This window comes from Pseudomonas sp. MWU16-30317, assembly GCF_020515695.1.
Taxonomy (GTDB): domain Bacteria; phylum Pseudomonadota; class Gammaproteobacteria; order Pseudomonadales; family Pseudomonadaceae; genus Aquipseudomonas.
In genome coordinates this window covers 343,472-356,000 of sequence record NZ_JAIWJA010000001.1, presented here as the reverse complement: position 1 = coordinate 356,000, position 12,529 = coordinate 343,472, and the positions used below count along the sequence as shown (strand labels likewise).

The following is a 12,529-nucleotide window of genomic DNA, read 5'->3' as shown; positions in this document are numbered from 1 at the left end:
CCCACTGCCTGGGGCAGCGGCCCTTGCCTGTCGTGATCGCTCTGGCAATTCCTGATTCATCGCGGTGCTCCCAGTGCAGCGTGGGGCAATTCGTCATCGCGTAGCTCGACGGCGCGGCGCTGGTCTTGCAGATGCCGGTCCAGCAGGTCCTGGCACTGGTCGGCCTGCTGTTGGCGACGCAGGCGCTGCTGGCTCAAGGCGTCACGCTGTTGCTGCTGGAGCTGCAGGCCCTGTTCGATATCACCGAGGTCGGCCTGCAGGGCGTGGCGGTCCTGTTCGAGGCTGTGCAAATGCTCCTGGGCGTTTTGCCAGGCCTTTACCGACAGGCCTTCGGAGAACTTTCCATACAACGCCTCGGCTTCGCCGGCCAATGCCTGGCGATGCTCGAACAGGCGCTGGCGAGCGGCATCACGCTCGCTCTCGGCTTCGCGACACAGCTGCTGCTGGGCCGCCAGCTCTCGGGTCGCACGCTGCTCACGCAGCACCCGCAACGCACGTAATTCCCGCAATTGGTTGGCGTTCATGGCGGCGTCTCCATCAATAGCTCCTGGCAACGGACATCAAGCGAACACCTTGCGCATTTGCTCCAGCGCGTCGGCGTGATCATCTGGCGCCTGACGCAAAAAAGCTTGAATGGCGTCGTGACGGGCGATCGCCTCGTCGGCCAACGCGTCACTGCCGGCAACGTACTCGCCAACCTGAATCAACATCTCGATATCCCGCCGCCGGGCAATGAGCTCGCGCATGCGCGCCGCCAATTGCCGCTGTTCGGCACTGGCCACCTGCTCCATCAAGCGGCTGCGGCTGCGCAACACATCGATGGCGGGGAAATGGTTGCGCTGCGCCAGCTCGCCGCTGAGGACGATGTGGCCGTCGAGAATCGAGCGGGCCTCCTCGGCCACCGGGTCGCTGGCCACGTCACCATCGGTCAGCACGGTATACAGCGCTGTGATGGTGCCCGAAGGTCCCGGCCCGGCACGTTCGAGCAGGCGCGGCAAGGCCGAGAACAACGACGGCGGATAGCCTCGCCGCGTCGGCGGCTCTCCTGCCGCCAGGCCGATCTCGCGCTGGGCACGGGCAAACCGCGTCAGGCTGTCGAGCAACAGCAGCACGTTGCGCCCCTGGTCGCGGTGATACTCGGCCAGGGCGGTGGCCACATAAGCGGCACGTACACGCTCGGCTGCGGGTCGATCCGAGGTCGCTACCACCGCCACGGTGCGTGCTCGGGCCTGGGAGTCGAGCTGCACATCGAGCAGTTCGCGCACCTCGCGACCACGCTCGCCGATCAAGCCGATGACGATCACATCGGCATCACTGTGGCGAATGATGCTGGCCAGCAGCGACGACTTGCCCACCCCGGGTTCGCCGAAAATCCCGACCCGCTGCCCCTGAGCGACGGTGAGCAAGCCATCGATGGCGCGCACGCCCAACTGCAGCAGACGCTCGATCAGCTGGCGAGTGAAGGGCGCCGGCGGTTCGGCATACAGTGGGCACGCGTGCAGCAAGCCCAGAGCCGGCTCGCCGTCCAGATAGCCGCCCATGGCATCGATCACCCGGCCCAGTTGCGCGTCCCCGGCCTGCACCGCCAGGGCCTTGCCGGTGGCGGTGATCCAGGTGCGGCTGGACAGCCCTTGCAGCGAGCCGATGGGCGAGAGAATGGCCTCGTCCTCGTCGAAGCCGATGACCTCTGCGCTCAGGCGCTGCGGGTTGTCCGGGTCATGCAACTGGCACAGTTCACCGATACGCACACCGGCCAGATTGGCTCGCAGCAGGACCCCGCGGACGCTGCGCACCGTACTTTTCAGCGGCCGTGGGCGGGCATGGCCAAGACGCTCGTGAAGACACTGGATCAGCGGATCGGCGCCATCTTGCGGCTGTATCAAGGTCGTCATGGGCGTACTTCCCCGCCCTGCTCGTCATGCCCAAGCAAGCTGGCGCGAATATGCTGCAACTGCGCCTCCAGACCCAATTCAACGCGACCGACCGGGCTGCACAGGCATGCGTCGCCTGGCGCCAGCTGGTCGTCGGCGGCCACACCAATATGATCGAGCCCATCCTGGTCCAGGCGGCGGCGCAACGCGTCGACCTCGGCGCGGGGCACCTGCAAGGTCAAGGTTTGGTCGTGGCGAAACGCTGACAAGGCCTGGCGGGTGCAACGCGCGACACGCTCGTCGCTCGGCAGCTCGCCAATGATCTCCCGGGCGATGGCCACGGCCAGTTGCGCGATCGCCGGCTGCAGGGACAACAGCCAGGCATCCGCGCGGGTGGCGGTGCGTGCAAGCAAGGCGGCGACCTGCTCGTCCCCCTCCCGACGGGCCTGCTCGAAGGCCTCGCTGCGCGCCTCGCGCAGGGTCGCTTCGCTGTCGTCGCGCAGACGTCGCGCGTGCTGCTCGGCGGCCTGTACGAAGGCGTAGCCATCGATCCACTGCGCCGTCTGGGCGGCTCGCAGGATACGGACGCCGGGCTGCGGCGGCAGGCTGTTGGCGAGGTCATCAGGCAGGGACATCGGCAGGCTCCATGGAGGGTTGATCGAGGGTCGCCTGGAGTACGACGGCCAGGCGGCGGACCAGCTCGATACGTTGAGGGTCCGGGGCTTCGTTGCGCGCCTTGCCGGCCCCTTCGCAGGCAAGCCTTGCGCCCACGGGTGTATGGCGCAGATGCTGCTCGTGCTGTGGGAGCGAGGCTTGCCCGCGAAGAGGCCGACGCTGCTTGCCCACAGCCACAGAGTCTCCCACAGCGTTGGGCAACACTGTGGGAGCAGGCTCTGCCCGCGAAGTTTGCGAGTCCAGCGCCGCCTGTGGCAGGCGCAACTGCAACCACGCCTGCAACGGCGCAGGCTGCGCGGCAAACCAATCGGCCACGCAGGCCTGGCCGTCGCGATCGATGGCCACCAGCAACGCCGACGGGCTGTGCAGCAGATTCGCCGCGCCAGCCCATTCACGGTGTTGCAGCGCCAGATTGAATACCTCGGGGCCCAGTTGCTCACGCCACTCGCTGACCACCGCCCCGCGTACCTCACGGCTCAGCGCGGCGGCATGCCAGACCGCCCCACACAAGCGCGGCAAACGGCTGAAGGCCGATGGTGACAACAGCAATACCGGCAGATCGTCTTCACTGACGGGCGTCAGGCTTGCCAAGGGCGCAAGCTGGAAGTGCGCCATCAGCAGCTTCAGCAACCGAGCGCTAAAACGCGCCGACTCGGTCATCTCGCCAATGGCCCGATCCGACAGCACCTGGGCGAAACAGCCGCGCAGTGACTGGTGATCGACGAAGCGCAGCGGCTGTGCGGTCAAGGCCCGCCAGGCCAGCAGGTGGTTCATGGGGTCTGCTCCAGTGCATACAGCGTCTGCGCGCGGCGCCGCGACCACGCCTGCCAACCGACAAAGCCGCCCAGACCCAACGCCAACACCAGCAGTACACCGAACAACCAGCGCGCCCGGCTGACGTCCTGCTCGAGCATCCACAGGCCCATGAAACTCGCCATGACCGGCTGCGTGCCGCTGCTGGCGGGCATCCGTGCCTTGATTGCGGTAACCGACACGCGGTCGTAATCGAGCCCGGAAATACCGTTGGCGATCAGTGTCTTGATCTGCGGCACCAGCACATTGATGTCGGTCTGCGGGTCGTAACGCACCAGCACCGAGGCGGAGGATGGCGAGATCACTCGCTTGAGCAAGTCGTTGTCCGGCAGCACCACGTGCACCCGGGCGGACAGAATTCCGTCGACCTCGGACACGCTATGGGACAGTTCCTCGCTCAAGGCAAAGACCATCTGCGCGCGCTCCTGCACAGGCGAGGAAACCAGGCCATTGCCCTTGAACACTTCGCCCATGTTGGAAAAACTCTGCGCCGGCAGACCGGCGTCATCGAGCACCGCCATGGCCTGGGCGAAGCGCTTTTCGTCGACCACCAGCTTGAGCTGACCGTTGTCCTGAATCTTGCGTTGCGCCGGGATGCCATCGCGCAGCAACACCGCGAGCATGGCGTTGGCATCGCGCTCGCCGAGGTTAGTGTAGAGGTCGATGTCGCAGGCCTGCAGCAGGCTGGTCAAGACCACCATCAGGGTCAGGCGCAAGGCGCGGCGGGTCATGGTCATTGCCCCTTGATCAAGGTGTTGGCGGAGCCGGAAATCTGCGTGGCGCCGCGTACCACCATCTGAGTTTCGATGGAGTAGTCGAACATGCGCCCCAGCGAATGAACGATCTGGTCGATCTGGCCATCGCCGACCCGCGCTGTGGGTTGGCCCTGAGCGACGGTGACCGGCGCGGGCGGGCTTGCAGCACCCGCAGTGGTTGCCGGACTGGCGCTGGGCGCACTGCTGCGCGTCAGCGAATCGGCCTGCTGCGAAAAGGTGCGCTGGCGATCGATAAAGCCATTGAGGCGCTCCATCAGGCTGTCGCCCAGCTGCGTCGGACTCGCCCCTTGCGGCGCACCCTTGGCGGTTTCGGCCATGTGCTCGAAGAGATTCTGCGAGGCCCCAGGGGCTCCGGTCGACGCCGCCGGTGGCACGGCAGCGGCCGCGGGTGCAGCAGCAAGGCTGACTGTCATGGTAGGGACCTCGGGTTATTCTTCGTCGTCGTCCGACTGGGCGTCGTTCAGCATTTCCTGGGCCCGCGGCATGATGATGAACTGGCCGCCGACGATCACCGCCTGGGAGATCAGCTCGTTGGTGAACTCTTCATCGGTCATGTCGCTGCTCTGGGCATTGTCGACTGCGGCGTTGAACTGGGTTTCGCTGCTGGTGCTGACATCGGTGTTGGTATCGACGGGATTCACGGCCATGGGTAGTGCTCCTTTTTACGTGGTCTCTGCCGCTCGGCAGAGGGGACTGAAGGGATTCATTGCTGGCTCACCGTGCTGCCACGGAACACTCGCACGCCGCGCTCACGGGTAGCTGGGGGCGCCGGGGGCGGCACGCTGTTATCAACGTGTTGCTGGACCAGCGCCAGGTACGGCGGCGGGCCGCTGACCAGCAGCTCGTCGTGCTCGGGCCCATCGCGCTGCTCGAGACGCGGGCCGCTGACGTCGAGTTCGCTCAGGTAACCGCGCAAGGCTTGCAGCCGCGCCGGGCTGGCCTGGAACAGCCGCGTGGCGATCTCGTCATCGCTGTTGAGGTACAGCACGCTGCCGTCGAAGTACCAGGTCAACCCGTTGCTGTCGCACAGCTGGGTAAGGAAGTCGCCAGCGGTTTTGGCGTGGACAGTGCTGCGCGCCTTGCCGCGGACCTTGTCGGAGAACACCAGGGCGAAGCCGAGGTTGTGACCGAGTTCCTGCAGGGCGGCGCGCACGTCCTGCTCCACCAGCACGTAGGCGTAGGGTTCGTCGAACCATAGCGGTTGGCTGGCCGACGCCTCGCGGGCAGAACCCGCTCCCACAGGGAGTTCGGCATGCGCCATGTGGCTAAGACCGAGCAGCAGGATCAGGCAGGTGCGGATCAGGGGCAGCTTCATCGAGCCGCCCCCTGACATTCCTGAACATAGGGGTCGCTATTGCCTGCCAAGCCGATAAAATGGCCGCTTCGTTGCGTCCAAGAGTGCTGTTCATGACCCACCGCTACGCGCCTCCCCTGTTGCTGCTCGGCTCGCTGTTGTCCGGCGCCCTGCTGCTCAGCGCCTGCAGTCACACGCCCGCGCCACCGGCCGCGCCCGCCAACAGCTACCAGCGCCTGATCGGCCTGGCCGGCGACCTTGAACAACGCGGTGATCCGGCTTCGGCCGCCTCGCTTTACCAGCGTGCCACCGAGCAGCCCGAAGCGAATGTCGATACCTGGCTCAAGCTCGGCCACGCGCTGCTCGCCGCCCATGACGAACGCGGCGCCGAACGCGCCTACCAACAAGCACTGGAACTGCAGACCGACAACAGCGACGCGCTGCTGGGGCTGGGTACCGCGCAATTGCGTAGCGGCAAGCTCGATCGCGCCGTCACCGTGCTGACCCAGGCCGCCGTCGACGCGCCCCAGGCGCTGACCTTCAACCGCCTGGGCGTGGCGCAGATTCTGCGTGGCCAGGCGGCTGCGGCGCAGTCGGCGTTTCGCAGCAGCCTGAAGCTGGCACCCAACGACCTCGATACCCAATGCAACCTGGCCCTCGCCTACGCCCTCGGCGGTCAGCACGAACAGGCCCTGAGCACCATCCGCAGCGTCGGCCTGTCGCCCCGCGCCCTGCCCCGGCACCAGCGCAACCAGTTGCTGGTGACGGTGCTCGCCGGCCATGACAAGGACGCAGCGGCACTTACGCTGGAAGACATCTCCGCCAGCGAACGCCAGACCCTGCTGGTCGAGGCGCGACGCATCAAGGCCATCAAGGACCCGATCCAGCAAGCCCGTGAACTGGGGCTGGTCGACAGCGCTCACTGAGCGATTCACTTGCCGCCCCCCTGAGTGCCGGCAGCGGCCTGCTGCTCGGCCTGGCGGCGGCGCAGCTCTTCGCGGTCATAGCCGTCGATGTATATCTGCGCAGCGCGACCCACCGGTGCGGCCATGGTCGGGCCGGTGGCGCGGCCCTGAGTCAGGTCGTCGCGCTGCTCGACCATCTGCATCAGCAGCAGGTTGTTGGCGCAGCCGGGGGCCAGTAACGGCTTGAAGTCGTCCCCCAGACCAATGCTGTCTTCGGCCGGTGGCTTGAGGCATTCGCGTGGCAGCATCTGGGTACGGCCGTCGGCACCGGTGAACGCGGTGTAATCCGGTGAATAGGAAGCCGGCGGCAGATGGGTCTGGCAGCCGCTCAGGGTCAACAGCAGCATCAGCATGGCGGCTGCGCGACGGCGGGCTGCACGTTGCGCCGTTCGCGGGCAGAGCCCGCTCCCACAGGGGAGTGTGTGCATCGGATGGCCCCTCAATTTAGATAGAACCCGAACGCTCCACCGCTGCGCGGACCGGCGGCGGCGGTGGTCGGCTGCGCATCCAGTGGCGTGGCCAAGGTGCGACCGCGCACCGGCTCGACCAGATACGGGGTAATCAGGATCACCAGTTCGGTTTCGTTACGCTGGAAGCGTTTGGAGCGAAACAGATTGCCGAGGATCGGCATGTCGCCGAGCATCGGCACCTTGTCGATGTCCTGGGAGCTGTCGCGCTGGAACAGCCCGGCGATGGCGAAGGTCTGGCCGCTGCCCACCTCGACTCGGGTGTCGGCACGGCGCACGCGAAACGAAGGCACCAGGTAACCATTGACCGTGGCGGCATTGGTGGTGACCACGCTGCTCACCTCGGGGCGCACCTGCAAGGCGATGCGACCGTTGGGCAGCAGGGTCGGGCTGAACAGCAGCGACACACCATAGGGCTTGTACTCGACCCCCACCAGGTCGCGATTGACCGGCACCGGCACCGGGACTTCGCCACCGGCCAGAAAGCTCGCCGTCTGCCCGGTCATCGCCGTGATATTGGGCTCGGCCAGCACCTCCAGCACGCCGTTGCTCTGCAAGGCTTCGAGCATCGCATCGATATTGACGTTGCCCGACGCCAGGCCGGCGCTGATCACATTGGAGGCGCCGCTGGCGGCATCGGCGGCCAGCGCGCCGCCCGTCAACAGACCGAATGAAAACGTGCCGTTGTTGAACATCGCGTTCCAGTTGACGCCGTAGCGCAGCAGCTCGTTGCGCGAGACTTCGGCGAAGCGCACGCGGATATTGACCTGGGCGGAGCCGCTGTATTCGGCGCTGTTGATCGCGCTCTGCAAGCCCTGCCCTTCAGTGCTCAGCAAGGCGTTCAAGTCCGTGGCCTCGCCGACGTCCTTGACCTTGCCACGCGCGACCAGGCGGTTACCAGCGGCACTCACCTGAGTCTGGCTGCCGGGATGCAGGTTCTGCAGCGGCCGGCTTACGGCCTGGGCGCCAGCGCCCACCGCCAGGGTCAGAGCGGCGGTCTGTTCACCGTTGTCGCCCAGAGCAATCAGGCTGGTCTGCCCGGCATTTTTGCCAAAAATATAGATCACCCCGGGCGACACCACCTGCAGATCAGCGATGTTCGGGTCCGCCACCAGCACCGATTCCACCGGCGCAGCGAAATGCAGGATGCGCCCCTCGCCGGTGGCCAGGTCGAGGGTGCCGCGGGCGCCTTTGGCAATGTTGTCGCCCAAGGCTTCAGCGCTGGCCGTTAACGCCAATAGCCACAGACAGAACATCGGAATACGCAATCGAATCATGAGGCACTCGCCAGGCTAGTGACTGCGCCGCCATTGCCGGCCCGGCGCGAAGAGGTATCGACGGGGTGCAAGGTGCCGACCGCTTGCAGGTTGTATTCGCCGGCCAGTTCGCGGAACGACAGCACCGCCAGCTCCAGCTCGCCGCGCACGGTCAGGCGCCGCAGTGCGCGGCGCAATTCGGGATGGCTGAGCAGCACGCTGCGGTCGTCATCCTGGCGCTGGCCGCAGAGGCCGCGCAGTTGGGTCAGCAAGGCGCGGCCCAGGTCATCGGGCAATATCGCTTCGCGGCCTTTGTCCTGGCGGCGCACGGCATTGCGCAGTTGTTCTTCCAGGGCAGGCGCCAGCACGAAGGCGCTGATCACCCGCTGGCGATCGGCATGTTGATGGCTGATCTGCCGCGCCAAGGCCGCGCGCAAGTGTTCGGCCAAGCGCCCAGGATCGGCTTCGCGGCTGCCCCACTCGACCATCGCCTCCAGCAATGCGCGTTGATTGCGTAGCGAAACGCCTTCGGCGACCAACTGCCGCCAGGCCTCGGCAACACGCTGCAAGGGCACGGTACGCAACGCCTCCTTGACCAGCTCCGGGTACTCGGCTTCGACCCGTTCGAGCAACACGCGGGTTTCCTGGATGCCGAGGAAGTCGGCCGCGTAACGACGCAAGGTGCGTTCAAGCAGGGCCACCAGGACTTCCTCGGTGGTCAGATAGCCGATGCCAGCCTCGTCAAGGCGCGCCTGTTGTTCGCGTGGCAGCCATTGCCCTTGCTCTTTGCCCAGGGGGGCAGGTGCTGGCAGGCAGTCGAGGTCGAGCAATTGCGCATGCACGGGATCGTCCTGCAGCAGCAGGTGCCCGGCCGGCAACTCGCCTTCACGGACCGGCACGCCTTCGAGTTCGACGCTGTAGGTACCAACGCCCTGTTGGCGATCGATGCACAGGTCAGGGACAGGCACCTCGATGCCCAACTCACCGCGCAAGTCGTGGCACAACGCTTCGATGCGTTGGCGCAGGGGTTGCGGTGGCGCTTCGGCGGCCAGGGTCGTACCAAGTGTCAGGAGCACACGACTGTGCAGCGGGCGTGGGAACGCATCAGCTGGATTGAGGCCGTCGGTCGAGTGTTCGGCCTGCGTGGTGAGGCCTTCTGTGCTGGCGTCTTCGCCAGCAAGCGATGCTCCCACAGGATCGAGGGCCAGCTCGCGGGTGCGGCGCTCGCGGCGCCAAAGCACGAAGGCCGAGCCGCCGAGTATGGCCGCCAGGCTGAGGAATACCACTGCGGGGAAGCCCGGCAGAAAGGCCACGCCCAGCAGAATCAAGGCGGTCAGCGACAATGCCCGGTGGCTGGTACCCAGCTGGCGGACGATCTCGGTGCCCAGGTCGTGCTCGGTGCCCTCGCTGTTGACCCGGGTGACCACCGTACCGGCGGCGACCGAAATCAACAGCGCCGGAATCTGCGCGATCAGGCCGTCGCCGACGGTCAGCAACGAATAGGTGTGCACGGCCTGAGCGAAGGGCATGTCGCGTTCGAGCATGCCGATCAACATGCCGCCCAGCAGGTTGACCGCGAGGATCACCAAACCGGCGATGGCATCGCCCTTGACGAACTTCATGGCACCGTCCATGGCGCCGAACATCTGGCTTTCGCGCTCAAGGCGCGAACGCCGGCGACGGGCCTCGGCCTGGTCGATATCGCCGTTGCGCAGGTCGTTGTCGATGCTCATCTGCTTACCGGGCATGGCGTCCAGGGTGAAGCGTGCGGCCACCTCGGCGACCCGCTCGGCGCCTTTGGTGATGACCACGAACTGCGCCACGGTGATGATCAGAAACACCACCAGGCCGACCACCACCTGGCCGGCGATGACGAAGTCGCCGAACGCCTTGACGATGTGCCCGGCATTGCCGTCCAGCAAGATCAGGCGCGTAGTGGTGATCGACAGCGACAGGCGGAACAAGGTGCTGAGCAGAATCAGCGGCGGCAATGCCGAGAACTCCACCGAGTGATGGATATAAAACGCAACGACCAGAATCAGCACGCTCAGAGCGATGTTGACGCCGATCAGGCTGTCCACCAGATAGGTGGGCAGCGGGATGATCATCATGGCGATGGCCATGAGCATGAAAGCGACGATGATCACGTCGCTGCGTTGCGCGGCGATGCGCGCCAAGGCATTGAGGCGGGCGACGAGCATCATGCCGCCACCTTGCGCAAGGCCAGGTAATGCTTGAAGCATTGCCGTGCTTCATCACGCTGGGCGGCTCGCCACAACGCGCGGCTGCGCAACAGCAACAGCGGCGCCGACTCGCCCTCCAACCGCTGCAAACGATCCAGTGCGGCGAGTGCACGTGCGCTGTCACCGCTGTCGGTAAAGGCCAGTGCCAGGCTGTGCAGCAGTGGCCCGTCGTCCGGGGCCAGGTGGGCGGCGATCAACAGCATCACTAGCGCCCGCTGCGCCTGACCGCTGCGGCGGTAGCGCTGGCCCATGCCCTTGAGCAACTCGATGCTGTCGCGGCGATCGCTTTGTCGCTGTGGGGAGGTGCTCATGCGGGGACCTCATTCATGCGCTGTTGATCGAGCCATTGGCGGGTGTCGATTTCCTCGCCGAGCAACTGCTCGGCCAGGGCCTTGATCTGCGGTTCGGCATCCAGCGTCGGCAGCACTTCATCGAGCAGGTAGTGCAGAACCTGTACCGAGCGCGCCGGGCTGAACAGCTGGGCGCTGATTTCATCGCTACCGGCGCTGCGCTCCAGTTCGCCTTGCAGGGAGCGCCGGGTGCGCACTTCGCGGCGATTGAGCAAGGCCTCGAAACGTTGCTCGGCCCGCGGTTGCAAAGGCCGCAGGGCCTCGACCGCAGGCGTTCGTTCGCTGCTGGCGCCCTGTACGGCAGGCACATCGGGGCGCGGATCGACTTTCATGGATGGCTCGTCACAGGGTGAAGGTAAAGCGTTCGGTGCCGCGCGCGAGGATCACCTGATCGGCCTCGATGCGCTCCAGCACCCAGTCATCGGCCACTGCGGAGCCTGGGTACAAACGCTTGCCGGTATCGCTGATCACATAGGGATGGGGCCCGAAAAACACAGCCTGAAAGCGAACTCGCGGGGTCGCCGGCACGCTGCTGACGGACACCTGCGGATGCAGCACGATGGCCTGACCAAAACGCCGATCGAAGGCCTGTTGGACGCTGGTCCAGGCGCTGCGCTGTGCTGGGGTGACGCTGCCTTGAGCGCTGAGGCCGCCGTCGCGCGGACCGATTTCAATACGGGTCAGCTGCGCGGTTTGCAATTGTTCGGCCAACCAAAGCTGCGCCTGTTCGACCGTGGCCGTGTTGGTCGCTGCCAACGCCACCGGGGCCTCTGCACCTCCAGCCTTGGCCCGCATTGCCATTGCGCTGTGATCGCGCTGCAGGCTGAACGAGCCGAACGCCGCCGCGCACAGGCCCATGAACAGCGCAGCGCAAAGCCACTGGCCATGGCGGCGCGAGAGCAATGGCGCGGTGTGCGCCTTGGCTGCCGCCTCCCGCAGGCGCAGCTGCGCGGTGCCAAGCTGTAAATCGACCGGCAAGTGCGCGCGGTGTCCGTTGCCCATGGGTACCCGCAACGAACGGCCCGCCGCGTCTATAACGTGCACATCGCCACCCCGGGCCTCGATTGCCAAGGTGCCGCGCTCCAGACGCAGCAACAGATGCGCAGCAGCCACCCCGGCATCGCTGAGCAGCAGGTCGGCACCGGCGCCGCTGCCGATCAGGTACGCCGGCAGATCCAAAGCCAGGCAAACGCCCTGGTGCAGGCCCGCGGTTATTTCAAGCTGGATTGCACTCGCCGCAGCGGCTGCCTGGCGAGGTAACGAAGTCGGTGAAATCAATGCTGTCATGATCAGTCGACCACCCTGTGAGGCACGCGAGCAGTGCGAACACTGCCCGCATGAACGACGTCAGTTCTGCGGACGTTGTTTGGTCGCGTCGAGCTCTGCCTTCTTGGCAGTGGAGATCTCGGTGATCTTGGCGGACTTCTCGATCGCCATGTTGAAGGTCGCTTCCATCTTGTCGATAGCGGAATCGGCGTTGCCCGAGCTTACTGGTGGAGTATCGGCCATGGTGTATCTCCTTGTTCCAACGAGTGAGTGTATGGATCTGTCACTAGGGTCCAGGACGCTCATTTGAAGACGCTAGAGCACTGTTGAATGAAAGTGCACTGCGTCACTTTCTTGCTTATCCATGTTCAATTGAGCGTTCTGCCTCAGTGCCGGACGGATATTACTCAGAGCAACTTGCATTGCGCTGTGAAAACTTGTGAAAGCTGATATTCAATAATTATCGCTTACCATGACATCAAATAGCCGCCACTTTTAAGGCTTTAACTCTAATATTATTTTTTCGCACTTCGGGAACTTTCATAACGGCCGG

The 12,529-nt window shown here is 65.4% G+C and carries 16 protein-coding genes; 1 reads left to right on the top strand and 15 read right to left on the bottom strand.

Annotated features, from left to right (window positions below; translation table 11 throughout):
• Positions 1 to 56 precede the first annotated feature (56 nt).
• Genes LIX93_RS01665 through LIX93_RS01630 form a run of 8 tightly spaced genes read right to left on the bottom strand, consistent with a single transcriptional unit; the run spans position 57 to position 5,438 of the window.
• The gene (locus tag LIX93_RS01665; RefSeq protein ID WP_226502278.1) at positions 57 to 524 is read right to left on the bottom strand and encodes a hypothetical protein; all 468 of its coding nucleotides are present in this window, start codon (positions 522 to 524) and stop codon (positions 57 to 59) included.
• A gap of 36 nt (positions 525 to 560) precedes the next feature.
• On the bottom strand, positions 561 to 1,892 hold the full coding sequence (locus tag LIX93_RS01660) for a FliI/YscN family ATPase (RefSeq protein WP_226502277.1): 1,332 nt from the start codon (positions 1,890 to 1,892) through the stop codon (positions 561 to 563).
• The gene (locus tag LIX93_RS01655) at positions 1,889 to 2,506 is read right to left on the bottom strand and encodes a FliH/SctL family protein (protein WP_226502276.1); all 618 of its coding nucleotides are present in this window, start codon (positions 2,504 to 2,506) and stop codon (positions 1,889 to 1,891) included. Before LIX93_RS01655 ends, LIX93_RS01660 begins: the two co-directional genes overlap by 4 nt.
• On the bottom strand, positions 2,493 to 3,320 hold the full coding sequence (locus LIX93_RS01650) for a hypothetical protein (RefSeq protein ID WP_226502275.1): 828 nt from the start codon (positions 3,318 to 3,320) through the stop codon (positions 2,493 to 2,495). Before LIX93_RS01650 ends, LIX93_RS01655 begins: the two co-directional genes overlap by 14 nt.
• The gene (sctJ, locus tag LIX93_RS01645) at positions 3,317 to 4,096 is read right to left on the bottom strand and encodes a type III secretion inner membrane ring lipoprotein SctJ (RefSeq protein ID WP_226502274.1); all 780 of its coding nucleotides are present in this window, start codon (positions 4,094 to 4,096) and stop codon (positions 3,317 to 3,319) included. Before sctJ ends, LIX93_RS01650 begins: the two co-directional genes overlap by 4 nt.
• Positions 4,093 to 4,548, bottom strand: a complete 456-nt coding sequence (locus tag LIX93_RS01640) for a hypothetical protein (protein ID WP_226502273.1) — start codon at positions 4,546 to 4,548, stop codon at positions 4,093 to 4,095. Before LIX93_RS01640 ends, sctJ begins: the two co-directional genes overlap by 4 nt.
• A 15-nt stretch (positions 4,549 to 4,563) precedes the next feature.
• On the bottom strand, positions 4,564 to 4,782 hold the full coding sequence (locus LIX93_RS01635) for a hypothetical protein (protein ID WP_226502272.1): 219 nt from the start codon (positions 4,780 to 4,782) through the stop codon (positions 4,564 to 4,566).
• A 56-nt stretch (positions 4,783 to 4,838) separates the two neighbouring features.
• A complete protein-coding gene (locus LIX93_RS01630) occupies positions 4,839 to 5,438 on the bottom strand; it encodes a type III secretion protein (RefSeq protein WP_226502826.1) in 600 nt (199 codons plus the stop codon).
• Positions 5,439 to 5,542: 104 nt separating this feature from the next.
• On the opposite strand from LIX93_RS01630, the gene LIX93_RS01625 reads away from it, so the two are divergent.
• Entirely contained in the window at positions 5,543 to 6,355 is an 813-nt protein-coding gene (locus LIX93_RS01625; protein WP_226502271.1) for a tetratricopeptide repeat protein, read from the top strand.
• A 5-nt stretch (positions 6,356 to 6,360) separates the two neighbouring features.
• Here LIX93_RS01625 and LIX93_RS01620 read toward each other — a convergent pair whose 3' ends face one another.
• From LIX93_RS01620 to LIX93_RS01590, 7 genes are all read right to left on the bottom strand, one after another.
• Positions 6,361 to 6,747 (bottom strand): hypothetical protein, encoded by a 387-nt coding sequence (locus tag LIX93_RS01620; protein ID WP_226502825.1) that lies wholly within the window; start codon positions 6,745 to 6,747, stop codon positions 6,361 to 6,363.
• Positions 6,748 to 6,833: 86 nt separating this feature from the next.
• Positions 6,834 to 8,117 (bottom strand): type II and III secretion system protein family protein, encoded by a 1,284-nt coding sequence (locus tag LIX93_RS01615; protein WP_226502824.1) that lies wholly within the window; start codon positions 8,115 to 8,117, stop codon positions 6,834 to 6,836.
• A 17-nt stretch (positions 8,118 to 8,134) separates the two neighbouring features.
• Complete coding sequence (gene sctV / locus LIX93_RS01610; protein WP_226502270.1) at positions 8,135 to 10,321, bottom strand: type III secretion system export apparatus subunit SctV; 2,187 nt, start codon at positions 10,319 to 10,321, stop codon at positions 8,135 to 8,137.
• Entirely contained in the window at positions 10,318 to 10,671 is a 354-nt protein-coding gene (locus LIX93_RS01605; protein ID WP_226502269.1) for a type III secretion protein, read from the bottom strand. Before LIX93_RS01605 ends, sctV begins: the two co-directional genes overlap by 4 nt.
• Positions 10,668 to 11,042 (bottom strand): hypothetical protein, encoded by a 375-nt coding sequence (locus LIX93_RS01600; RefSeq protein ID WP_226502268.1) that lies wholly within the window; start codon positions 11,040 to 11,042, stop codon positions 10,668 to 10,670. Before LIX93_RS01600 ends, LIX93_RS01605 begins: the two co-directional genes overlap by 4 nt.
• A 10-nt stretch (positions 11,043 to 11,052) precedes the next feature.
• A complete protein-coding gene (locus LIX93_RS01595; protein ID WP_226502267.1) occupies positions 11,053 to 11,997 on the bottom strand; it encodes an FHA domain-containing protein in 945 nt (314 codons plus the stop codon).
• Between the two features lie 60 nt (positions 11,998 to 12,057).
• Positions 12,058 to 12,219, bottom strand: a complete 162-nt coding sequence (locus LIX93_RS01590) for a hypothetical protein (RefSeq protein WP_226502266.1) — start codon at positions 12,217 to 12,219, stop codon at positions 12,058 to 12,060.
• Positions 12,220 to 12,529: the final 310 nt, after the last annotated feature.